The following is a 22780-nucleotide window of genomic DNA, read 5'->3' on the forward strand; positions in this document are numbered from 1 at the left end:
CGGCCACGGCCGCGGCCAGCCGCGCGCCCAGCGGGGCGGCGAGCCCGCGCGCCCCGCGCTCCTTGAACTCCAGCAGCAGGGCGCGGTCCAGGCCGCGGTGGCAGCCGGCGGCCCACACGGGCGGGCAGCCGGCCCGCCGCCGGCAGCGGTGGGCGCGGGCGCCGACGGCGGCGGCGCAGGGCCGGCACAGCCGGGGGCCGGGCCGGGCGCACGCGGCGCAGCGGTCGCCCAGCAGCAGCGCGGCGAGGCCGGCCAGGGCGGTGCGCGGGTCGAGCGGGCGGGGCGGGTGCGGTGCGGTGGTCTGGTCCATGGCCCCAGGTTGGCCGCGCGGACAGGTGCGCCGCCACACCGATCGCGCGGCTGTGGAAAACCGGGCGGCCGGCGCGGTGCGGACGCGCCGCGCGCCCGCTCAGCCCGGGTAGACCGGGTTGGTGCCGTCGATGACCCGCTGCCAGGTGATCCGGTCGTTGGTCATCCAGATGTGGTCGTCCTCCACGCTGGACAGCAGCGGCAGCCCCGGCGCGGCGGTCACCGCCACCATGTCGGTGCCCGGCGGAGCCCCCGCGCTGGTGGTCTCGGTGCTGCCGTCCAGCGACACCAGGTACCCCTGGTCGGCGCCCCGGCCGTCGCGCCCCAGCACCACCAGTTGGTCGCCGCCGCGCCAGGAGACGTCGGAGACCTCGTCCAGCTCGGTGGCCAGCGGCAGCGCGCCGCCCAGGGTGACGCCGCCGCGCGAGTGGACCACCCGGCCCACCGCCAGCTCGGGGGCGCCGCCCCGGCCGTCCTCGCTGATCACCGCCGCCCGCGTGCCGTCGCGCGACATCCGCAGCCGGGTCACCGCCACGTCGGCCAGCTCGGGCGCGCTGACCTCGACGGGGTCGGTGCCGCCGCGCAGCATCCACAGCCGCGTGCCCGCGTCGTTCGAGCCGCCGCTGGGCGAGGGCGAGGCCGGCGGGTCGCCCGGCTCGGTGTCCTCCTCGACGGCCTGCTCGTCGTCCTCCTCGTCGGCGTCCGAGCCCCGCGAGACGTCCTCGGCGACCCACAGGTTGCCGTAGCCGTCCCAGGACAGCGCGGTGTAGTCGCCGCCGGACAGCACCGTGGCGTACTCGCTGTCCTGGCCGGTGCCGGCGACCACGACCGCGTCGTCCTCGGCGCTGATCCCGGCCACCTGGTCCTCGTCCAGCGACACCGCGTGCCGCTCCAGCGGGACGTCGCCGGACCCGGCGGCGCCCGCCACCCGCGACTCCTGCGGCAGGCTGTCCAGGGCGTCGCTCTCCAGCGCCCACATCTGGCCGTCGCGCACGAAGTAGGCGCGCAGGTTGCCGGTGACCCCGGAGGGGTTGACCGACTCCCAGTCGCCGCCGCCGGTGAGCAGGTTCTCGCCCTCCTCGCCGGGGATCTCGATCTCCTCGCCGCCCACGCGCAGGATCAGCTCCTCGACCTCGGGCAACTGGCGCAGCGTCCACACCAGTTGGGCGCCCATGCCGAAGCGCTCCTCGGCACCGCCCGCCGGGGTGTCGATCTCGACGGTGACCGTGCCGGAGTCGTAGGCGACGTCGGCGTCGGCGTCCTCGGGGAAGGCCGACTCCACCGCCGGGCGCAGCCAGCTCGTGGGGCCGTCGACCAGCATCTTCACCAGGCGCGGGGCCGAGCGGTCGCTGCTGACCGGCAGGAACACCGGGTCGGGCACCAGGGTGCTGCGGTCGCGGTTGAAGAAGTACAGGTTGAGCGGCCGGTAGGCGAGGTCGACGTCGCTGCGGCTGAGGATGAGCTGGTCGGGCGGGTTGGAGATGCGCCACTCGCCGTCGTCGTTGCGCACCAGGTCGAAGGTGACGTCGATCAGCTCGCCGTCGGCGGGCAGGTACTGGCCGCCGCTGTCGATGGTGGCCATGCGGGTGCTGAGCAGCCGCACCCGGGCGGTGTCGCCGCCGCCGTCGGTGAGCCGGTCGATGGTCAGCTCGTCGGCGTCCTCGTAGACCAGCACCGGCCCGCTGGGGTTCCACTCGCCGCTGGGGCGGGCCGCCAGGTACTCGCGGGCGGCCCCGTGGTTCTCCTCGAAGCTGCCCATGCCCTTGAGGAAGCCCCGGACCAGGCCCTCGGGGGTGATCCCGGGCTGGGGGCCGGGCGGCAACTGGCGGACGTAGCGGCCGTCGGAGGCGGTGGCGCCGGTGTCGCCGCCGGCGCCCTCGACCACCGGCCCGCCGCTGGGCACGGTCGCGCAGCCCGACAGCGCGGCCAGCGCCAGCGCGGCCGCGAGACCCGCGCGCACGCGCGGGCGGGCGGACCGGGTGGCGGGTGCGGGGTCGTGCCGGTCGGATCTCATGCGCCCTCCCCCGCTCCCGCGGCGGTGCCGGCCGTGCGCTCGCCCAGCGGCGCGGAGAACCCGCGGGCGCGGCCGATCGCCATCTCGGGCGGCGCCAGCGGCAGCGGCGAGCCGCGCAGCTCGGCGCCGGCCCGGCGCGGCAGCGACAGCCGGAACTGCGAGCCCTTGCCGGGCATGCCCCACGCCTGGAGCCAGCCGCCGTGCAACTGGGCGTCCTCCTTGGCGATGGACAGGCCCAGCCCGGTGCCGCCGGTGGTGCGCGCCCGCGCGGGGTCGGCGCGCCAGAAGCGGTCGAAGCACAGGTGCTCCTCGCCCTCCTTGAGGCCCACCCCGAAGTCGCGCACGGCCACGGCCACCGCGTCGCGGTCGCCGGCGGCGGTGACGATGACGTCGCGGCCCTCGCTGTGCTCGATCGCGTTGACGACGAGGTTGCGCAGGATGCGGTTGATGCGGCGCGGGTCGAACTCGGCCACGCACGGCTCGGCCGGCAGCCGCAGCACGACCTTGATGCCGCGCTTCTCGGCGATCTGCTCGGCGTCGCCGACGGCCTTCAGCACCGCGTCGCGGATGTCGACGGTCTCCAGCGACAGGGTGACGGCGCCGGCGTCGTGCCGGCTGATCTCCAACAGGTCGGTCAGCAACTCCTCGAACCGCTCCAACTGGCTCTGGAGCAGCTCCACCGAGCGGCCCATGGTGGGGTCGAGCTGGTGGCGGTCCTCATACAGCAGGTCGCCGGCCATGCGGATGGTGGTCAGCGGGGTGCGCAGCTCGTGGGAGACGTCGGAGGCGAACTGGCGCTGCACCTGGGACAGCTCCTCCAGCTCGCGGATCTTCTCCTGGAGGTTGCCGGCCATGTCGTTGAAGGAGATCGCCAGCCGGGCGAGGTCGTCCTCGCCGCGGACCTTCATGCGCTCGGTGAGGTCGCCCGAGGCCAGGCGCTCGGCCGAGCCCGCCGCCGCCCGCACCGGGATCACCACCTGGCGGGTCACCACGTAGGCGATCACCGCCAGCAGCAGGATCAGCGCGGTACCGACGAAGAAGACGGTGTTCTGCACCAGGTCGAGCATCTGCTGCTCGTGGTCCAGCGGGAACAGGTAGTACAGCTCGTAGGAGTTGGACAGCCGCGCCCCCACCGCCAGCCCCGGCTGGCGGGTGTCGCCGCGGATGATCTCGGTGAAGGTGACGTACTGCTTCTCCAGCTCCAGGCTCTGGCCGACCTCGTCGCGCAGCCGCTGGGGCACGCTGGCCTCGTCGACGGTGGCGTAGCCGCTGAGGCCGCCGATGTCGGGCAGGATCACCACCTCGTACAGCCCGGTGGCGCCGCTGTGGTTGGCCAGTTCGGCGGTGATCTCGGCGACCTGGCCGTCCTGGTCGGCGCTCTGGTCTCCGTCCTGCATCATGTTGACGGCGGTGGTCAGCCCGGCCTTGTGGTCGTTGAGGGCGGCCTCGCGCTTGGCGTCGAGCAGCCCGGTGAGCACCTGCTGCACCAGGAAGAACCCGAGCACGGCGGTGACCAGCGCCGAGATGAGCAGGGTGGTGGTGACCACCCGAAGTTGCAGCGAGCGCCGCCAGCGGTGGTGCACGCCGCGCACCAGCGCCCGCGCGGCCCGCTGGGCGGCGAGGTAGCAGCGGACGGGCAGCCCGGCGAACCGGTGCAGGGGCGAGCGCGCGGCGACCGCCCCCTCCGGGGGTCCGCCGCGTCGGCACCACCGCCGCCGCTCACCTGCCGCTCACCCGCGCCCTGATGTGTCGGCTCAGGCGGTCCCGGCCTTGTAGCCGACGCCGCGGACGGTCACCACGACCTCGGGGTGCTCGGGGTCCTTCTCGATCTTGGCGCGCAGCCGCTGCACGTGGACGTTGACCAGGCGGGTGTCGGCGGCGTGGCGGTAGCCCCAGACCTGCTCCAGCAGGACCTCGCGGGTGAAGACCTGGCGCGGCTTGCGGGCCAGGGCCACCAGGAGGTCGAACTCCAGCGGGGTGAGGCTGATGGGCTCGCCGTCGCGGCGCACGGAGTGGCCGGCGACGTCGATGGTGATGTCGCCGATCTGGAGGACCTCGGGCGCGGGCTCCTCGGTGCGGCGCAGCCGCACGCGGACCCGGGCCACCAGTTCCTTGGGCTTGAACGGCTTGACGATGTAGTCGTCGGCGCCGGACTCCAGGCCCAGCACGACGTCGACGGTGTCGCTCTTGGCCGTGAGCATGACGATGGGCACGCCGGACTCGGCGCGGATCTGGCGGCAGACGTCGATGCCGTCGGCCCCGGGCAGCATCAGGTCCAGCAGCACGAGGTCGGGCTTGGTCTCGCGGAACGCCTCCAGCGCCTTGTCGCCGTCGTGGACGAACGACGGCTCGAAGCCTTCGCCGCGAAGGACGATGCCCAACATCTCAGCGAGAGCGAGGTCGTCGTCGACGACCAGTACGCGTCCCTTCATAGGTGTATCCGGCGCGTAGCGCCCTGCGGCGCACGGTGTCGCGCCTTCTCCTTTCTGGACACTCAAGCGGCGGAAACTTCGGACACTTTCGCCGGGTCCCTCGTGGGAGCCGTCCTCCCCGTCAACCTTGCCATCCGCGGGGTCGACCGCGCTCTCCCCCGGCCGCCCCGTCTCCCCGGGCGGGCCGCCGCTCGACGGTGGAGGCGCCCACTACCCTGCCGCCCGCGCCGCCGCCGCGTCCAGAGTGGGTCCGGGCGGGCCGCGGCCGTGGTCGGCGCCGAGTTGGCCAGCAGATAACAGAAAGCATACAAAAAGAATGAACCGGAGCGGCGTTGCGAAAGCGTGCGGGACCAGGCCGCTCACCGGCACCGCCCGTGGTGTCCCCGATGTGGCATAACGTGGGTGTCAGCCACCCCCGGAGTACGACCGCCTCGGAGGACCGATACGGATGGATCACGACGACCCCCGCCGGCCCGTCCCAGGTCCCCCTGAGCAGCCCGAGCAGCCCGAGCAGCCCGGCGAACCCGCCGCCGGCCCCGCACCCGGCGGCCCCGGCGCCGGGGAGCGGCCGGCCCCGGGCTGGGCCGCGCCCGGCGCGCCGACCCCGGCCGCCGGATCGCCGTGGGCCGCACCCGGCCACACCCCGGGCCACCAGCCGCCACCGTACCCTCCGCCCGGCGGGGACGCTCCGCACTCCGGTGCGCCGGCCGGCGCACCCGGCTGGGCCGCGCCCGGCGGGCCGCCCCCGGCGGGCGGCGGCCCCTCCGCCCCCGGCCCCCACGCCTACGGCGCACCCGGCCACGCCCCCGCCCACCCCGGGCCGCCCGCCTGGGGCCGCCCGTGGGCGCCCCGCCCCGGCGTGGTGGCGCTGCGGCCCCTCACCCTGGGCGACCTCTTCAACGGCGCGTTCGGCTACGTGCGCGCCAACCCCCGCACCGCGCTGGGGCTGGCGCTGATCGTGTCGGCGGCGGCCAACGTCATCACCGCCATCGGCATGGGCGGCTACCTCTCCGACTACGGCCTGCTGGTCGAGGAGTCCCTCCAGGACCCCTACGCCGCGCCTTCCTCGGACTTCCCGATCGCGCCGTGGACCATCGTCACCATGTACGGCGGCGCCCTGTTCTCCTACGTCGGCCAGATCGTGCTCACCGGCCTGCTGGCGGCCGTGGTGGGCATGGCGGTGCTGGGCCGGCACGTGTCCATGTCCGAGGCTTACGCCCTGGTCCGGGGCCGCCTGGGCGCGGTGTTCGGCGTGGCCGGCCTGCTGTTCCTCATCGGCCTGGGCTGGAGCCTGCTGTTCCTGGGCGTCATCGTCGGCGCGGTGGTGCTGGGCATGGGCGTCGACCCCGTGGCCGGCGTGCTCACCGGGTTCGTCGGGGTGATCGCCGTGGTCGCGGTGGCCGTGTGGGTGTTCGTGCGCACCTCGCTGGCCATGCCGGTGGCGGTGCTGGAGCACGTCGGACCGGGGCGGTCGCTGGCCCGCTCCTGGGGGCTGACCCAGCGGAGCTGGTGGCGGGTCTTCGGCATCACGGTCCTCGCCCAGATCCTCGTCTCGATGGTGGCCAACCTGCTGGCCACGCCGTTCACGCTGGGCGGCACCGTGGTCGCGCTGCTGGGCGGCGGCGCCGCGTGGGCCACCGTGGTCGCCGCCATGCTGTCGTTCCTGGGCACCGTGCTGGCGATGACCCTGTCCTCGCCCTTCGTCATCGGCGTCACCACGCTGCTCTACATCGACCTGCGGATGCGCCGCGAGGGCCTCGACCTCCGGCTCCAGGCCGCCGCGCAGTCGGGGCAGCACACCGGCCCCGAGGTCTACCGCACCGACTACCAGCCCGCCCACGACCAGCCGGCGGCGCCGGGCGGCCCCTACGGCGGCGCGCCCGCCCCCCACGGCGGGTACCCCTCGGGCGGGTATCCCACGGGCGGGTACCCCTCCGGCGGCTACGGGGGTCCCGCTTGACCGGCGCCGCGCCGGTCCTCGCGGCGGCCGCCGCGGTCGACCGCGAGGAGGGCGCGCGCCTGGCCCGCGAGGAACTCGCCAAGCCCGCCTACCGCGAGGCCGAACCCAGCCTGCTGGAGCTGGTCCTCCAGTGGATCGACGACTGGATCGCCGACATCCTCGACATCGGCATGGACGTCCCCGGCGGCTGGTGGGTGCTCGCGCCGCTGCTGGCGCTCCTCGCCGTGCTGCTCGTGGGCCTGGTCGTGTACCTGCGCCCGTCCCTGCGGCGGCGCCGCGCCGGCGCCGCCGTCGACACCGGCGCCCCGCTGACCGCCGCCGACCACCGGGCCGCCGCCGAACGCCACGCCGCCGCCGGCGACTACGCCGCCGCCATCCGCGAACGGCTGCGCGCCATCAGCCGCGACCTGGAGGACCGGGCCGTGATCACCCCGCGCCCCGGCCGCACGGCCACCGAACTCGCGGCCGAGACCGCCGTGGAGCTGCCCCACCTGCGCGACCGCCTCTACGCCGCCGCCACCACGTTCAACGACTCCGCCTACGGCCAGCGCACCGCCACCGCCGAGGGCTACCGCCTGCTCAGCGACCTCGACGACCGCCTGCGCGAGGGCCGCCCCGCCGCCACCGCCGCCGCGACCGAGGGCGGTGCCGCGTGAGCGCCCCCGCCTCCCCCGCGACCCTGGCCCCGCCCACCCCGCCCGGCGAGAGCGGCGCGCCCGTCTCGGCGGGCGCCGCCGACCTGTGGCGCCGCGCGCGCGGGCCGCTGGCCTTCCTCGGCGGCCTGGTCGTGCTGGCCCTGCTGCTGTCGCTGGGCGCCCAGGGCAACCGCACGGGCCCGCTCGAACCCGAGGACCCCGCGCCCGAGGGCGCCCGCGCGCTGGTCCAGATCCTCGACTCCCACGCCGGCGGCGACGTCACCGTGGCCCGCAGCGCCGCCGACGCCGTCGAGGCCGCCGGCCCCGACACCGTCCTGGTCGTGGTGGGCTCCCACCGGCTGCCCGCCGACCAGCTCGCCGACCTCGCCCAGACCCCCGGCGACCGCGTCCTGGTGCGGCCCACCACCCTGGCGCTGGAGGCCCTGGCGCCGGGCGTGCGCGTGACCGGGCGCGTCGACGGCCGCGTGCTCGCGCCCGAGTGCCGCCTGCCGGCGGCCCGCGCCGCCGGCACCGCCGACCTGGGCGGCGAACTGTACGCCGCCGACGGCGCCCGCGCCTGCTACCCCGACCCCCAGGGCGAGGGCCACGGGCTGGTACAGGTCGCCACCGACCACGGCACCGCCACCGTGCTGGGCACGCCCGAGCCGCTGACCAACGCCCGCCTGGACCGCGAGGGCAACGCCGCGCTGCTGCTGTCGCTGGTGGGCGGGCGCGACGTGGTGTGGCTGCGGCCCGAGCCCGTCGCCGAGGGCGGGCAGGCCGACATCTGGTCCCTCACCGCGCCGTCGCTGCGCTACAGCCTGATCCCGCTGACCGCCGCCCTGCTGCTGCTCGCCTTCTGGCAGGGCCGCCGCCTGGGTCCGCTGGTGGTCGAGCGGCTGCCGGTGGTGGTCCGGGCGTCGGAGACCGCCGAGGGCCGCGCCGGGCTGTACGCCGCGCGGCGGGCGCGCGACCGGGCGGGCGCCGCGCTGCGCTCGGGCACCCTGCGCCGCCTGCGCCCGGCCCTGGGGCTGGCCGCCGACAGCGCACCCGAGGCCGTGGTCACCGCCGTGGCGGCCCGCAGCGGCGACGACCCCGCCGGGTTGCGCGTCCTGCTCTACGGCGCCGCCCCCGGCGGCGCGGCCGACCCCTACACCGCCGACGACCACGGCCTGGTGCGGCTGGGCGACGACCTGGACCGGTTGGAGGGCCGTCTGCGGTGAGCCCCGCACCCGCGCCCGTCCGCCGCCGCGGCCCCGCCCCGCCGCCGCGCCCCCCTGCCGCCGCGCCGCCGCGCGCACTGCCCAAGCCGACTTCGCTGATCGAGGGAGACCACCAGTGACCGCCTTCACCGCCGAGGGGCCGGGCGAGCCCGAGCAGGCCGCCGAGCAGGCCCGCGCCGCCCTGACCGCGCTGCGCGACGAGGTCGCCAAGGCCGTCGTCGGCCAGGAGGAGACCGTGACCGGCCTGGTCGTGGCCCTGCTGTGCCGGGGCCACGTGCTGCTGGAGGGCGTGCCGGGTGTCGCCAAGACCCTGCTGGTGCGGTCCGTGGCGGCGGCCCTGTCGCTGGACCACAAGCGCGTGCAGTTCACGCCCGACCTGATGCCGGGCGACGTCACGGGCTCGCAGGTCTTCGACTCCCGCACCACCAAGTTCGAGTTCCACGAGGGACCGGTCTTCACCAACCTGTTCCTGGCCGACGAGATCAACCGGACCCCGCCCAAGACGCAGGCGGCGCTGCTGGAGGCCATGGAGGAGCGGCAGGTCACCGTGGCGGGCGAGCCCGCGCCGCTGCCCGACCCGTTCGTGGTGGCCGCCACCCAGAACCCGGTGGAGTACGAGGGCACCTACCCGCTGCCCGAGGCGCAACTGGACCGGTTCCTGCTCAAGCTCGTGGTGCCGCTGCCCGAGCGCCACCACGAGGTGGACATGCTCGGCCGGCACGCGGGCGGGTTCGACCCGGGCGACCTGGAGGCCGCCGGGCTGCGGCCGGTCGCCGGCGCGGGCGAGCTGCGCACCGCGCGCGAGGCGGTGGCGCGCACCCGGGTGGCGCCCGAGGTGCTGGCCTACATCGTGGACATCTGCCGGGCCACCCGCAGCTCGCCGTCGCTGCAACTGGGCGCATCGCCGCGCGGTGCGACCGCGCTGCTGCGCACCAGCCGGGCGTGGGCGTGGCTGTCGGGCCGCGACTACGTGACCCCCGACGACGTCAAGGCGCTGGCGACGGCCACGCTGCGGCACCGCATCGCGCTGCGGCCCGAGGCGGAACTGGAGGGCGCCACCACCGCCGGGGTGCTCGACGGCGTGCTGGCCACGGTGCCGGTTCCGCGCTGAGCCGCCGGACGGGCCGCCGGCGCGTCCGCAGGGCGCGCCCGCCCCGCCCGAGGGGGCCGGCGGTCCGCCGGTCGGTCGGCGGTTGTCCACAGCCTCCGCAACGCGGTGGCGGGGGCGCGGCCGGCCCGGGTTGGATGGACATGCGCGCGGAAGCGGCGCCGGCCGGCGGGCCGCCCGCGGGGCCGGTGGCCGGTTCCGGCCGACGGCGCCGGTGTGCGGGGCGGTGGGACGGCGCGGCGGAGGGCGGTGCGCGCGGTGAGAGCGTGCGGAGCGGTGCGCCGTTCCGGGCGCGACGGACCGCCGGACCGCCGGGCTGGCGGTGGGGAACGAACAGACGGTTGGGGATCCGGCCTTCGGGCCGGGGTGAGGTGAAGGGAGGCCGCCATGGCGGTCACGGGCCGCGCGGTACTGGCCGGGTTCGCCGCCGTGCTGGTGGTGCTCGTCGCGGGCTCCCTGGGCCTGTGGGTGGCCTGGGCCGCGCTGGGGCTGCTGGCCGCGGCGCTGCTGCTGGACCTCCTGCTGGCGGCCAGCCCGCGCGCGGTGCGCTTCGAGCGCTCCGGCGACACCTCGGTGCGCCTGGGCGAGACCGCGCACGTCGCGCTGGTGCTGGCCAACCCGGGCCGGCGCCGGCTGCGCGCCCGGGTGCGCGACGCCTGGGCGCCCAGCGCCGGCGCCCAACCCCGCAGCACCACCGTGTCGGTTCCGGCGCGGGGGCGGCTGCGGCTGTCCACGGCGCTGACCCCGCGCCGCCGGGGCGACCAGTTCGCCGCCGGGGTCACCGTGCGCAGCGTCGGTCCGCTGGGCCTGGCGGCGCGGCAGTGCACCCACACCGTGCCGTGGACCGTGCGGGCGCTGCCGCCGTTCCACAGCCGCCGCCACCTGCCCGGCAAGCTGTCGCGGCTGCGCGAGCTGGACGGCCAGCACCTGGCGCTGGTGCGCGGCCAGGGCAGCGAGTTCGACTCCCTGCGCGAGTACGTGCCCGGCGACGACGTCCGCTCCATCGACTGGCGGGCCACCGCCCGGCGCGACGGCGTGGTGGTGCGCACCTGGCGGCCCGAACGCGACCGCCGCATCCTCATCGTGCTCGACACCGGCCGCACCTCGGCCGGGCGGGTGGGCGACGTCCCCCGGCTCGACCACGCCATGGACGCCGCGCTGCTGCTGGCGGCCCTGGCCGGGCGCGCCGGCGACCGGGTGGACCTGCTGGCCTACGACCGCCGGGTGCGCGCCCAGGTGCGCAGCCACGGCAGAGGCAGCCGGCTGCCGCAGCTCGTGCAGGCCATGGCGCCCCTCGAACCCGAACTCGTGGAGTCCGACCCCGCCGGGCTGGTGGCCACCATCCTGGGCGGGCACAGCCGCACCCGGCAACTGGTGGTGCTGCTGACCGACCTCAACGCCGCCGCGCTCGAAGAGGGCCTGCTGCCGAGGCTGCCCGCGCTCACCGCGCGCCACCTGCTGATGGTGGCGGCCGTGGGCGACCCCCGCGTCACCGAGATGGCGGCCGAACGCGGCACCGCGCGCGGCATCTACTCCGCCGCAGCGGCGGAGCGCACCCTGGGCGAACGCCACCGGGTCACCGCCGAACTCCGCCGCCACGGCGTGGAGGTCGTCGACGCCGACCCCGACCACATCGCCCCCGCGCTCGCCGACGCCTACATCGCCCTCAAGGCGCAGGGCAGACTGTAGGGCGGCTCAGGCGAGCGGGGCGCGACGAGAAGAAGCGGGCGAGGGCGGGCGGGTAAGCCGTCCAAAGTCCGGGATCCAGACGCCGGTCGTCGGGAGCGGAGCTGAGCGGCGCCCTAGCCGGCCACGGGGGCCGTCTGCGGGCGGGCGTCGATGTCGCCGGTCTCGCCCTCGGCGTGGGCGGCGCGGCCCAGCACGAACACGTAGGCCAGGAACAGCACCTCGGCGACCACCCCGATGGAGATCCGCAGCCAGGTGATGTGCACCCAGCCGGTGACCAGCCCCTCGATCAGACCCGACACGAACAGCACCACCACCAGCCCCAGCGCCACGGCGATCGCGGGCCGGGCCTCCTCGGCGAGCGCCTGGAGCCGGGGGCGGGCGCCGGGCGCGATCACCGTCCAGCCCAGCTTGATGCCCACCCCGGCGGCCACGAACACGGCGGTCATCTCCAGCAGGCCGTGCGGGAGGATCAGGCCGAGGAAGACGTCGCCCTTGCCGTGGGCGAACATCAGCCCGCCGGCCACCCCGATGTTGACGGAGTTGAGCAGCAGGACGTAGACGGCGGGCAGGCACAGGAACACGCCGAAGATGAGCGCCTGGGCGGCCACCCAGGCGTTGTTGGTCCACACCTGGGCGGCGAACGACGCGCCGGGGTGCTCCACGTAGTAGTTGGCGAAGTCGTTCTCGACGTAGGCCCGGATCTGCTCGGGCGGGCCGATGGCGCTCGTCACCTCGGGGTTGACGGCGATCCACACCGCCACGCCGACCGACACCGCGACCGCGCTCAGTGAGGTGGTGATCCACCACCAGCGCAGCCGGTACAGGATGGCGGGGAAGGTGCGCACGAAGAAGCGGACGACGTCGCGCCAGGCGGGCTCGTGGGCGCCGGTGACCGCTGAGCGCGCCCGCGCGACCAGGCCCGAGAGCCAGCCGACCAGGACGGGGTCCTGCCCCGAGGAGCGCACCACCGACAGGTGGGTGGAGACCCGCTGGTACAGCTCGACCAGTTCGTCCACCTCGGCCCCGGACAGCCTGCGGCGCCGGCGCACGAGGTGGTCGAGCCGCTCCCAGGAGGGGCGGTGGGCGGCGGCGAAGACGTCGAGATCCACGATGTGGACTCTACCGGCTCGCCCGTCCCGGCGGCCGGGGGCGGCCGCGCGCGTGTGGTGCCGGCGGTCGGGTCCGTCCCCGGCGCCTGACAGACTGGGAGGGACAGGAACGTGCGGCGCGGTCGCGGCCGCCCCCGCCGATCGGCCGGGCGGCGCGGCCGGCCGCGAGGCCCGGCCGGCACCCCGGTCGGCCCGCCACGACGCGGAAGGCAACGAACGGTGGCATACCCGGGCGCCCCACACCCCGGCGACCAGTCGCCTCTGGTCACCGGCGACGCCGTTGTGCTGGACCTTCGGCCGGCCGGCTTCGCCACGCGCATGGTCGCGCTGATCATCGACATGGTGGTGCAGGTCGTCGCGCTCGTCGGCGCGGTGCTGCTGGTGGTGGCCATCGGCACCGGCGTCGACCCGGCGGCCACGGCCGCCGTCAACGTGGCGCTGACCGTGCTGATCATGGTCGGCTACCCCACCGCCGTGGAGACCCTGACGCGCGGGCTGTCGCTGGGCAAGGTCGCCCTGGGGCTGCGCGTGGTGGGCGTCGACGGCTCGCCCGAGCGCTTCCGCCAGGCGCTGGCCCGCGCGCTGGCCGCCGCCGTGGAGATCTGGCTGATGCCGGTGGTGGCGCTGACCTGCTCGCTGGTCAACCGCGACGGCCGCCGCGTGGGCGACTTCATCGCCGGGACCCTGGTCGTCCACGAGCGCGCCGCGCGCCGCCCCGACGGCGCGCTGCCCATGCCGCCGCACCTGGAGGAGTGGGCGCGCAACGCGGAGCTGTCGCGGCTGTCGCCGGAGACCGCGAGCACGGCGCGGCAGTACCTGCTGCGGTTCGAGGAGCTGACCGAGGAGTCCCGCCGCGAGATGGGCAACCGCATCGCCGACCTGGTCGCCGCGTCGGTCAGCCCGCCCCCGCCGCCCTACACCACGCCCCCCGACTACCTCGCCGCCGTCCTGGCCGAACGCCGCCGCCGCGAGGAGGCCAAGCTGGCCGAACGCCGCGCGGCCGCCGGGCCGGGGGGCGCGGGGACCGGGGCTCTGGGGTCGTGGTCGGCCCCGGCACGGCCGACCGCGCCGGGTGCGGGCGGCACGGGCGGCGCCAACGGCTTCGGCGGCCTGCCCACTGGGCCGTCCGGGCAGACATCCGGCCAGGCGGCACCCTGGGCAGGCGGCCCCGGCCATCCGAGCGCGGGCCCGGGCGAAAGCCAGGGCCGCGAAGGCCACGGAAGCGACAGGACCACCGGCTGAGGCGACGTCAGGCGCGCCAGGAGTTGAGGTAGTCCTCCTGGCCCGCCGTCAGGGTGTCGATCCGCACGCCCAGCGCCGCCAGTTCCAGGCGGGCCACCTCGGTGTCGATGCGGCGCGGGACCTCCAGCACCCCCGGTTCCAGCTCCTCGTGGTTCTCCGCGAGCCAGGCCACCGTCAGCGCCTGCACGGAGAACGACATGTCCATCACCGCCGCCGGGTGGCCCTCGGCCGCGCCGAGGTTGACCAGGCGGCCCTCGGCCAGCAGGACGATGCGGCGGCCGTCGCCCAGGACGTACTCGTCGGCCTGCGGGCGCACCTCGCGGCGCACCTCCACGGCCATCGCCTCCAGCGCCGGGAGGTCGATCTCGACGTCGAAGTGGCCGGAGTTGGCCAGCACCGCGCCGTCCTTGAGGCTCGCCAGGTGCTCGGCGCGGACCACGTCGCGGTTGCCGGTCACCGTCACCAGCACGTCGCCGATGGGCGCGGCCTCCTCCATCGGCAGCACGGTGTAGCCCTGCATCACCGCGTCGAGCGCCTTGACCGGGTCGACCTCGGTGACCACGACGCGGGCGCCCATCCCGCGCGCCCGCTCGGCCAGGCCCCGCCCGCAGTAGCCGAACCCGGCCACCACCATGGTGCGCCCGGCCAGCATGGCGTTGGTGGCGCGCATGATGCCGTCGAGGGTGGACTGCCCGGTGCCGTACCGGTTGTCGAACATCCGCTTGGTGGCGGTGTCGTTGACGGCCACCATCGGCAGCCGCAGCGCGCCCTCCGCGCTCATCCGGTGCAGCCGGATGACCCCGGTGGTGGTCTGCTCGCAGCCCGCCACCGCCTCCTCCAGCAGCTCGGGCCGCTCCAGGTGGGCGAGGTTGACCAGGTCGCAGCCGTCGTCCAGGAGCAGGTGGGGGCGCCGCTCCAGCACCGTCGCGAGGTTGCGGTCGTAGGCGGCGGGGTCCATGCCCGCGCGCGCGAACACCGAGATCCCGTACTCGGCCACCAGCGCGGCGGCGGTGTCGTCCTGCGTGGACAGCGGGTTGGAGGCGGCCAGCGCGATCTCCGCGCCGCCCGCCTTCAGCGCCCGCAGCAGGTTGGCGGTCTCGGCCGTCACGTGCATGCACGCCGCGATGCGCCGCCCCGCGAGCGGCAGCTCGGCGGCGAAGCGGTCGCGCACCCGCCGCAGGGCGGGCATGGCGCGTTCGGCCCATTCGACGCGGCGGACCCCGGCCTGCGCCAGGCCGAGGTCCGCGACGTCATGCTCTGGTAGTGCCATCCGGCGGGTTTCCGGTCCTTCCGGTTCGTCCGGTCTGCGCGCCGGCTCAGTAGCGGTAGTGGTCGGGCTTGTAGGGCCCGGCCACGTCCACGCCGATGTAGGCGGCCTGCTCCTTGGTCAGCTCGGTGAGCTTGACGCCGAGGGCGTCCAGGTGCAGCCGGGCGACCTTCTCGTCGAGGATCTTGGGCAGCACGTAGACGTCGGTGGGGTACTCGGCGGTCTTGGTGAACAGCTCGATCTGCGCGATGACCTGGTTGGTGAAGCTGTTGGACATCACGAAGCTGGGGTGGCCGGTGGCGTTGCCCAGGTTGAGCAGGCGGCCCTCCGACAGCACGATGATGGTGTGGCCGTCGGGGAAGCGCCACTCGTGCACCTGCGGCTTGATCTCGGTGCGCACGATGCCCGGGGTCTTCGCCAGGCCGGCCATGTCGATCTCGTTGTCGAAGTGGCCGACGTTGCCGACGATGGCCTGGTGCTTCATCCGGGCCATGTGGTCGGCGGTGATGATGTTGAAGTTGCCGGTGGTGGTGATGAAGATGTCGGCGGTCTCGACCACGTCCTCCAGCACGGTCACCTGGAAGCCGTCCATGGCGGCCTGGAGGGCGTTGATCGGGTCGACCTCGGTGACGATGACGCGGGCGCCCTGGCCGCGCAGCGCCTCGGCCGAGCCCTTGCCGACGTCGCCGTAGCCGCAGACCACCGCGACCTTTCCGCCGATGAGCACGTCGGTGCCGCGCATGATGCCGTCAGGCAGGGAGTGGCGGATGCCGTACTTGTTGTCGAACTTGCTCTTGGTGACCGAGTCGTTGACGTTGATCGCCGGGAAGAGCAGCCGGCCGTCGCGCTGCATCTCGTAGAGGCGGTGCACGCCGGTGGTGGTCTCCTCGGTGACGCCCTTGATGCGCTCGGCGATCCGGGTCCACTTCTGCGGGTCGGCGGCCAGGCTCTTCTGGAGCAGCCGCAGGAAGACCTGGTACTCCTCGGAGTCGTCGTCGGTGGGGCTGGGGACCGTGCCGGCCTTCTCGAACTCCACGCCCTTGTGCACCAGCATCGTGGCGTCACCGCCGTCGTCGAGGATCATGTTGGGGCCCTCGCCGCCCGGCCAGGTGAGCGCCTGCTCGGTGCACCACCAGTACTCCTCCAGCGTCTCGCCCTTCCAGGCGTAGACGGGCACGCCCTGGGGGTCGTCGGGGGTGCCGTTGGGGCCGACGACGACCGCGGCGGCGGCGTGGTCCTGGGTGGAGAAGATGTTGCAGCTCACCCAGCGGACCTCGGCGCCCAGGGCGACCAGGGTCTCGATCAGCACGGCGGTCTGCACGGTCATGTGCAGCGACCCCATGATCTTGGCGCCCTTGAGCGGCTGGGAGGCGCCGTACTCGGCGCGGGTGGCCATCAGGCCCGGCATCTCGTGCTCGGCGAGCCGGATCTCCTTGCGCCCGAACTCGGCGAGGGACAGGTCGGCGACCTTGAAGTCGAGGGACATGCGTCTTTTCTCCTCCTGGGTGGATGCGCACCGAGTCTAAGCGGCTACACCCCCCTCCGGCACGGCCGAGCGGCCCAAATTGACACGCGATTGTCAGATTCACGCGGGAGGTGCGGTCGGGGCCGCTACAGTGGCTGCCCATGGCGCACACTGACGACCGCGCGGGCACGCCGCGCCCCTACCCGGCCGCCCACCGGCGCCCCGCGCCGGCCGACCCCGGCGGGCTCGGCCCCGCCGCCGGCCGCGCGGCCCCGGCCCTGCCGATCTCCGCCGCCGCCGAGCGCCTGGGCACCAGCCCGCGCATGCTGCGCTACCGCGAGGCGCTGGGGCTGGTGCCGCCCACCAAGGAGCAGCCCACGGGCCGGGGCCACCGGCACCGCCGCTTCAGCGAGGACGACCTGGGCGCGGTGGCCGCCGGGCTGGAACTGGAGCGCGCCTACGGCATCCCGCCGGCCGCGCTGGCGTTCGCGCTGCGGGTGCTGGCCGAGCCGGCGACCCTGGCGCGGGTGCGGTCCTTCGGCGAGCGGGTGGGCCGCCTGGCGCCCGCGCCGGCCCGCGCCATGGACTTCGAGAAGCAGAAGGCGCTGCGCCTGCTGCGCAGCCGCGAGCGCGGGGCGCCCTGAGGCGCGCCGCCGCCGGCGGTGGCCGCTGCGGGCTCCCGCGCCGCCGGGCGGCGGCGCGGGAGCGCCCTCACAGGTCGGTGGCCGCCGCGATGCGCTCCCCCAGCCCGGGGGCCAGCGTGCGCATGTAGGTGGTGGTGATGTGGCCGGTGTCCCAGTAGACGAGGATGTTGCCGATCACCGCCGGGCAGCGGTCGCCCTGGCACATGTGGTCGGTCATGTCGATGAAGGCGACGTTGTCGGGGACGTGCTCCAGCTTCTCCAGCGGCGACCGCTCGTCCATGGAGAAGCCCCGGTCGGCCACGCACGCCTCGGGGCCGTCCTCGGCGACGCACTCGGGGGCGTCGAAGGGCATGCGGGGGGTGTCGCGGACGGCGATGACGTCGATGTCCATGCGGTCCAGCTCGCGCCAGCGCTCCACGTAGCCGTCGACCACGACCTCGCCGCCGAACCCGGCCTCGCCGTCGATGCTGGTGCTGGTGGCGGTGGTGAACACCGCGTCGGGCCGCAGGTCGCGCAGCTCCTCCAGCACACCGGCGTTCCACTGGGCGCAGGAGTGGTACTCCTCGCCCCGGTAGACCTGCACGATGTCGGTGAACAGGCACGAGCCCTTGACGATGTTGACGACCCGCCAGTCGCGGTCCTCGGCGATCTCCATCAGCGCGGGGAACCAGTGCGCGGCGTGGGAGGCGCCCACCAGGGCCACGGTGTGCTCGGCGTCGTCGGGGCCGTAGGAGCAGGTGAGGACCTCGGACTTGCCGGTCTCCTGGTTGCAGCCGTCGGCGTAGGTGCGGGGGACGTCGTCGGCGGCGTCGGCGGGCGCGGGGTAGACCGGCACCGAGGCGTGGTCCTGCTGGGCGGCCGGCGCGGTGAGCGCCTGGGCGCCGGTGTAGGAGCCGGACTCCTGGACCGCCAACTCCTGCTGGCGCTGCTGCTCGGTGAGGTAGCCCGACCACAGGCCGGTGGCGGTCAGCACGGGCACCAGGAACGCCGCGCCCACCGCCAGCGACCACCGCCGCGCCGGGCGCACCCGGGTGAACGCGTCGACCCGGGTCTCGGTGATCCACCGGGTGGCCACGGCCAGCAGCATCGACAGCGCCAGGACGGCGAACCCGCCGGTGAGGCTGGGCAGGGTGCGGTCGGTGACCTGGAGGTAGCAGATGAGCACCGGCCAGTGCCACAGGTAGAGCGCGTAGGCGTGGTCGCCGACGTAGTGCATGGCGCGCAGGTTGAGCAGGCGGTCCACGGCCAGCGGCGACCCGGTGGTGCCGGCCACGATCACCAGCACCGCGGCCATGGTCGGCCACAGCGCGATGTAGCCGGGGAAGAGCGTGGAGACCTGCACCAGCAGGCCGCACAGCACCAGCGCGATCACCCCGGTCCAGCCCAGCAGGACGCGCAGCCACATGGGCGGGCGCAGGTGCGGCAGGGCCAGCGCGAGCAGGCCGCCCAGCGCGAACTCCCACAGCCGGGCGCCCAGGTCGAAGTAGGCCCACGCCTGCTGGGTGGCGGTGGTGACCACGGAGTAGGCCAGCGACGCGGTGAAGACCAGGCCCAGGCCGATCGCGACCGCACCGCGCGGGCCGGGCCGCTTGGCGCGGGCCGCGAGCCAGGCGGCGCCGCCGATGAGGAAGGGCCACAGCAGGTAGAACTGGCCCTGGATGGACAGCGACCAGAAGTGCTGGACGGGGCTGGCCACGCCGCTGCCCGCCAGGTAGTCGACCGAGTTGAGCGCCAGGTGCCAGTTCTCGTAGTACAGGGCGGCGGCGATGGACTCGGCGATGACGTCGCGCCAGCGGTCGGCGGGCAGGAACAGGTAGGTGGACACCAGGATGCCCGCCAGCACCACCGCCGCGCCGGGCACCAGGCGCTTGACCATGCGGGTCCAGAACGCGGTGAAGCCGATCGCGCCCTTGCGCTCCACCGACCGCAGCAGGGAGCCGGTGATGAGGAACCCGGTGAGCAGCAGGAAGACGTCGACGCCGCCGGAGACCCGGCCGAGCCAGATGTGGTAGACCGCCACCAGCAGCACCGCGACGGCGCGGAGCCCCTGGATCTCGGGGCGGTAGGTGGACCCCTTGCCCGGCGCGCGCCCGGCGGGGGCGGCCGGGGAGGCGGGCGGCGGGGGCGCCGCGGGGGCGGAGTCGGGGGTCGACTGCACGGGAACGACTACCTCACTTACGTTGCACACCGGGGGGTGCGGCCGGGACGCTGCGGGGGTCGTTCGCTGACCACTGCCGGTGGGTGGGGGTGCGCGAGCCATGGGGTGGCCCGGGGGCCGGGACACGGCGGGCGAGACCCACGGTCGGGCCGCTTGCGGGCAGGCGGAAACGGCCAATCCGTAGAGCAGCGGATCGGCGCCTGTGCGCAGGGGGGAACCCCTTATTCCAGTCAACCCGGTCGCGCTGCCCCAGCGCCACCCGGACCGACAGACTGTGCACAGCCGTAGGAACGGCTCGGCGCCACCGTGGGATGATCTCCCAGTCCCGTTACAGCCAAGAGTACGGGAGTTGAACCAACGACCACATTCTTCCCGGTCCCCGCGCATAGCGCGCATTCAGGGTCCTTCCACCACGGGATCGGACGAGGCGGGTTTTATCCACCCCTCCGCGGGCTACGGTGACACCGTGGACACCCGACGACGTGGTCGCACCCTGGTTCCCGACGGCTTCCCCGACGCCGTGCGCCGACGGCTGGAGGCCCTCGACCGGCTCCGTGAGCTGTGGGCGGAGCGCCGCCGCCACGGGATCAGCTCCGCCGACCCCGCCGCCGTGCGCGACGGGGTCCGCCGCCGCATCGAGGAGCTGCGCGCGCTGGCGGGCCGCCCGCCCCTGCCGCCCGAGCGGCTGCGCGCCGAGGAGGACGCCCTGGTCGCCCTGGCCGAGGACTCCCGCGCGGGGGTGCGCCTCAACGCCGACTACTTCGACACCCTCGCCCGCGCGGTCCCCGACTTCTCCCCGCCGCTGCCCGCGCCCGAGCGCGTGGGCGCGCTGCTGGCCGAGGCGGCGGCCGTGGAGACCCATCCGCTGGTCCGCGCCGCCCACCTCTTCCTGACCTGCGCCGACGCCCTCAACGGCGCGCCGGCGCCCCCGCCGCCCGATGCGGCCGGCCCCCGCCACGGGCGCGACGCCGCCGCCCCCCTGCCCGCCGGAGCGGTGGGCCACGGGGTCAACGGCGCCGTTCCGCACGGCGCGGGCGGGGCCGCGAGCAAAGCGGCGGAAACGCCCGGCGGCACCCCGGGCGGGGCGGCGGGCGCCGCCTCGGGGGTGCTCACCCTGCCCGGTGTCGGCGACATCCCGGTCAGCACCGCGGCCGCCGCGCCTGCCGCCGACGACCCCGCCGCGCCGCCCGCCGTGCGCTCGCCCGGCCCCGGCGCGGCCGAGGCCCCGCCCGGTCCCCCGGCGCCCCGCCGGGGCGACGGCCCGCCCGCCCACCTGCGGCCCCTGCCCTGGACCGTGGCGTCGCTGTCGCTGATGCGCTCGGACCTGCCGCCCCCGGCCATCGACCGGCGCGCCGCGCCTCCGGCGGCCGCCGCCGCGCCCGGCTCGCCCGCCGAGGGCACCGCCGGCCGTCCGCGCGATCCCCTTGAGCGGCTGGCCGCCATGGTGCTGCTGCTGGCCGACCTGGAGACCGCCGCGCTGCGCGCCGAACTGAGCCGCCCCGCGCGCCTGCCCGGCGCCCTGCGCCCCGACAGTTCCTGCCTGGGCCGGGCCGTGCACCGCCGCGTGGTCAACCACCTGCGGCTGCGCTGCGACTCCCTGCGCATGGTGCTGCGCGAACTCGATCCCGCCGCGCGCACCTCGGTGGGCTCCTCCACCGAGCCTCCGGCCGACCCCACCGCCGGACCCGGCACCGGTCCCGGCGCCGAGAACACCGCCGCCTCCCCCGGAGGCGCCGCCGCCGAGGCCCCCGGTGTGCCGCCGCTGGCCGAGCGCCGCGCGGCGGCGGCCCGGCGGGCGCTGTTCACGCCGGGACCCAACGAGTGGCGCGCCTCGGTCGACGTCGACCTCGCCGACGGCGCGCTGCGGCTCGTGGTGTTCGTGCAGGAGGTGGGCGACCCCGCCTCGGGGGTGCTGGCGGTGACCGCCGACGGCTGGCTCACCAGCGACGAGGGCGCGGTGGACGTGCTCGACCTCGGCTGCGCCGACTGCGTGACCCTGGTGCCGGCCGACGCCGCCGATGACCGCTGGCCCGAGGTCGAGGCGTTCACCGACGACGTGCTGGCGCGGGCGGTGGGCCACCTCACCCGGGCGGCCCGCTACTGAAGCACCGGCACCCGGTGCGACCGGTGTGCCCGGCGCCCGGTGCGCCGCCGCGCGGCGGCGGGCCGGGCGCGGCGTCGGGCGGCCGCACCGCGCGGCTCGCCGGGGATCAGGTGCTCAGCGCCGCCAGGAACAGCACGAGCACCAGGATGATGATCGCGATGAGCACCGCCGGGACCACCCAGCCGTGCGACAGGATGGGGTCCTCGACCCGCTGGGGCGGCCGGTTCTGCGGCGGAAGCTGCGGCCGCGGCTGCTGGGTGGGCATGGCCCGCCCGCCGTACATGGTGTTGGGGCCGGTGGGCGGCGGCCCGCCGGGGCCGGGCCGCACCCCGGTGACGTTGGGGCCGTGCGGCTGCGGCCCGCGCGGCGGCTGGTGGTGGAACCCGGCCTGGGGACCGGAGTTGGGCGCCGGGCCGGGGCCGTACCCGGGGAAGGGGGTCTGCGGCCCGCTGGGGGTGTGCGCGCCCGGCCCCATGCCGCCCATCGGCCCGTAGCCGCCGACCTGGTTGGCCGGGGGGATCGGGGTCTGCGGCCCGCTCAGCGGCGGACCGGACTCCGCGATGCGCTCGCCCTCCTTGAGGGCGTCGTCGGTGGAGACCGCGGACTCGTGGCCCAGCAGCCGCATCAGCAGCTCCTGGGCGGTGGGCCGGCGGGCGGGGTCCTTGTCCAGGCAGGTGCGCACGATCGGCAGCAGGGAGTCGGGCACGCCGTCGAGGTTGGGCGGCGCGCTGACCACCCGGTGCACCACGGCGGGCACGCTGTCCTGGCCGAAGGGTGCGTTGCCGGTGGAGGCGAAGGCCACCACGCAGCCCCAGGCGAAGATGTCGACCTTGTCGGTGATCCCCCGGCCCTCGATCTGCTCGGGCGCCATGTAGGAGGGCGTGCCCACGATCGAGTTGGTGAGGGTGGCGGTGCCGTCGGCGACGCGGGCGATGCCGAAGTCGATCACCCGGGGGCCGTCGGGGCCCAGCAGCACGTTGCCCGGCTTGAAGTCGCGGTGCACGATCCCGGCCTGGTGGATGGCCACCAGCGCGGTGGCCGTGGAGACCGCCAGCCGCTGGAGCGCCGCGCCCTTGTGCGGCCCCTTGGTGGCCACCGCCTCCTGGAGCGACTGGCCCGGCACGTACTCCGACACCACGTAGGGCGGGTCCTTGTCGAGCTGGGCCTCGTGGATTGCGGCGGTGCAGAACGACGCGACCTTCTGCGCCGCGCGCACCTCCTTCTCGAACCGCTTGCGGAGATCGTCGTCCTGCGACCACTGGTCGTTGAGGACCTTGATCGCGACCTCTTCACCCTCGGGGTTGCGCCCGAGGTACACGACGCCCTGCCCGCCCTTTCCCAGGCGGCCGACCACGCTGTAGTCGCCGAAGGACTTCGGGTCGTTCGGCGACAGCGACTCGGGACCGGGCATCGATCTCCTC

At 75.5% G+C, this 22780-nt stretch carries 15 protein-coding genes and 2 pseudogenes; 8 read left to right on the plus strand and 9 right to left on the minus strand.

Features of this window, described 5'->3' with window-relative positions; genetic code table 11:
* The 4 genes and pseudogenes from LG943_RS17710 to mtrA form a co-directional block, all read right to left on the minus strand.
* Positions 1-310 (minus strand): annotated as a pseudogene (locus tag LG943_RS17710) (ComF family protein); the annotation flags it as partial.
* Between the two features lie 99 nt (positions 311-409).
* Positions 410-2323 carry an LpqB family beta-propeller domain-containing protein gene (locus LG943_RS17715; RefSeq protein WP_270073417.1) on the minus strand — a complete coding sequence of 638 codons (1914 nt, stop codon included), beginning with the start codon at positions 2321-2323 and terminating at the stop codon, positions 410-412.
* A complete protein-coding gene (mtrB, locus tag LG943_RS17720) occupies positions 2320-3981 on the minus strand; it encodes an MtrAB system histidine kinase MtrB (protein ID WP_270073474.1) in 1662 nt (553 codons plus the stop codon). The genes LG943_RS17715 and mtrB overlap by 4 nt, the downstream gene beginning before the upstream one ends.
* Before the next feature lie 96 nt (positions 3982-4077).
* Entirely contained in the window at positions 4078-4755 is a 678-nt protein-coding gene (gene mtrA / locus LG943_RS17725) for an MtrAB system response regulator MtrA (protein WP_067963433.1), read from the minus strand.
* Between the two features lie 448 nt (positions 4756-5203).
* On the opposite strand from mtrA, the gene LG943_RS17730 reads away from it, so the two are divergent.
* The 5 genes from LG943_RS17730 to LG943_RS17750 all read left to right on the plus strand — a co-directional run bounded on the left by LG943_RS17730 (position 5204) and on the right by LG943_RS17750 (position 11370).
* Positions 5204-6715, plus strand: coding sequence for a glycerophosphoryl diester phosphodiesterase membrane domain-containing protein (locus tag LG943_RS17730; RefSeq protein ID WP_270073418.1), 1512 nt, complete (start codon positions 5204-5206; stop codon positions 6713-6715).
* Positions 6712-7371 (plus strand): DUF4129 domain-containing protein, encoded by a 660-nt coding sequence (locus tag LG943_RS17735; protein ID WP_270073419.1) that lies wholly within the window; start codon positions 6712-6714, stop codon positions 7369-7371. Before LG943_RS17730 ends, LG943_RS17735 begins: the two co-directional genes overlap by 4 nt.
* A complete protein-coding gene (locus LG943_RS17740) occupies positions 7368-8573 on the plus strand; it encodes a DUF4350 domain-containing protein (protein WP_270073420.1) in 1206 nt (401 codons plus the stop codon). Before LG943_RS17735 ends, LG943_RS17740 begins: the two co-directional genes overlap by 4 nt.
* Positions 8574-8688: 115 nt before the next feature.
* Positions 8689-9684 carry an AAA family ATPase gene (locus LG943_RS17745; protein ID WP_270073421.1) on the plus strand — a complete coding sequence of 332 codons (996 nt, stop codon included), beginning with the start codon at positions 8689-8691 and terminating at the stop codon, positions 9682-9684.
* A gap of 384 nt (positions 9685-10068) precedes the next feature.
* The gene (locus LG943_RS17750; protein ID WP_270073422.1) at positions 10069-11370 is read left to right on the plus strand and encodes a DUF58 domain-containing protein; all 1302 of its coding nucleotides are present in this window, start codon (positions 10069-10071) and stop codon (positions 11368-11370) included.
* 113 nt (positions 11371-11483) lie between these two features.
* Here LG943_RS17750 and LG943_RS17755 read toward each other — a convergent pair whose 3' ends face one another.
* Entirely contained in the window at positions 11484-12479 is a 996-nt protein-coding gene (locus LG943_RS17755) for a stage II sporulation protein M (RefSeq protein WP_270073423.1), read from the minus strand.
* A gap of 219 nt (positions 12480-12698) precedes the next feature.
* Between LG943_RS17755 and LG943_RS17760 the strand changes: the two are divergent.
* Positions 12699-13502 (plus strand): annotated as a pseudogene (locus LG943_RS17760) (RDD family protein); the annotation flags it as partial.
* Positions 13503-13728: 226 nt separating this feature from the next.
* On the opposite strand, the gene ahcY (LG943_RS17765) reads toward LG943_RS17760, so the two are convergent.
* Both ahcY (LG943_RS17765) and ahcY (LG943_RS17770) read right to left on the minus strand, forming a co-directional pair.
* Positions 13729-14991 carry an adenosylhomocysteinase gene (gene ahcY / locus LG943_RS17765; protein ID WP_270073424.1) on the minus strand — a complete coding sequence of 421 codons (1263 nt, stop codon included), beginning with the start codon at positions 14989-14991 and terminating at the stop codon, positions 13729-13731.
* Between the two features lie 46 nt (positions 14992-15037).
* On the minus strand, positions 15038-16474 hold the full coding sequence (gene ahcY / locus LG943_RS17770; RefSeq protein ID WP_270073425.1) for an adenosylhomocysteinase: 1437 nt from the start codon (positions 16472-16474) through the stop codon (positions 15038-15040).
* A 140-nt stretch (positions 16475-16614) separates the two neighbouring features.
* Between ahcY (LG943_RS17770) and LG943_RS17775 the strand changes: the two genes are divergently transcribed.
* A complete protein-coding gene (locus tag LG943_RS17775; RefSeq protein ID WP_270073426.1) occupies positions 16615-17097 on the plus strand; it encodes a MerR family transcriptional regulator in 483 nt (160 codons plus the stop codon).
* 67 nt (positions 17098-17164) lie between these two features.
* Here LG943_RS17775 and LG943_RS17780 read toward each other — a convergent pair whose 3' ends face one another.
* On the minus strand, positions 17165-19255 hold the full coding sequence (locus tag LG943_RS17780) for an acyltransferase family protein (protein WP_270073427.1): 2091 nt from the start codon (positions 19253-19255) through the stop codon (positions 17165-17167).
* Positions 19256-19721: 466 nt separating this feature from the next.
* On the opposite strand from LG943_RS17780, the gene LG943_RS17785 reads away from it, so the two are divergent.
* A complete protein-coding gene (locus LG943_RS17785) occupies positions 19722-21359 on the plus strand; it encodes a hypothetical protein (protein WP_270073428.1) in 1638 nt (545 codons plus the stop codon).
* A gap of 106 nt (positions 21360-21465) precedes the next feature.
* On the opposite strand, the gene LG943_RS17790 is transcribed toward LG943_RS17785, so the two are convergent.
* A complete protein-coding gene (locus LG943_RS17790; RefSeq protein WP_270073429.1) occupies positions 21466-22770 on the minus strand; it encodes a serine/threonine-protein kinase in 1305 nt (434 codons plus the stop codon).
* Positions 22771-22780 lie beyond the last annotated feature (10 nt).

The organism is Streptomonospora mangrovi (assembly GCF_027604915.1).
GTDB lineage: Bacteria > Actinomycetota > Actinomycetes > Streptosporangiales > Streptosporangiaceae > Streptomonospora > Streptomonospora mangrovi.

Coding starts and splice junctions, on each gene's coding strand:
- ahcY (WP_270073425.1), bottom strand. CDS start 16,474: ATGTCCCTCGACTTCAAGGTCGCCGACCTGTCCCTCGCCGAGTTCGGG.
- LG943_RS17730 (WP_270073418.1), top strand. CDS start 5,204: ATGGATCACGACGACCCCCGCCGGCCCGTCCCAGGTCCCCCTGAGCAG.
- mtrA (WP_067963433.1), bottom strand. CDS start 4,755: ATGAAGGGACGCGTACTGGTCGTCGACGACGACCTCGCTCTCGCTGAG.
- LG943_RS17790 (WP_270073429.1), bottom strand. CDS start 22,770: ATGCCCGGTCCCGAGTCGCTGTCGCCGAACGACCCGAAGTCCTTCGGC.
- LG943_RS17775 (WP_270073426.1), top strand. CDS start 16,615: ATGGCGCACACTGACGACCGCGCGGGCACGCCGCGCCCCTACCCGGCC.
- LG943_RS17715 (WP_270073417.1), bottom strand. CDS start 2,323: ATGAGATCCGACCGGCACGACCCCGCACCCGCCACCCGGTCCGCCCGC.
- LG943_RS17750 (WP_270073422.1), top strand. CDS start 10,069: ATGGCGGTCACGGGCCGCGCGGTACTGGCCGGGTTCGCCGCCGTGCTG.
- ahcY (WP_270073424.1), bottom strand. CDS start 14,991: ATGGCACTACCAGAGCATGACGTCGCGGACCTCGGCCTGGCGCAGGCC.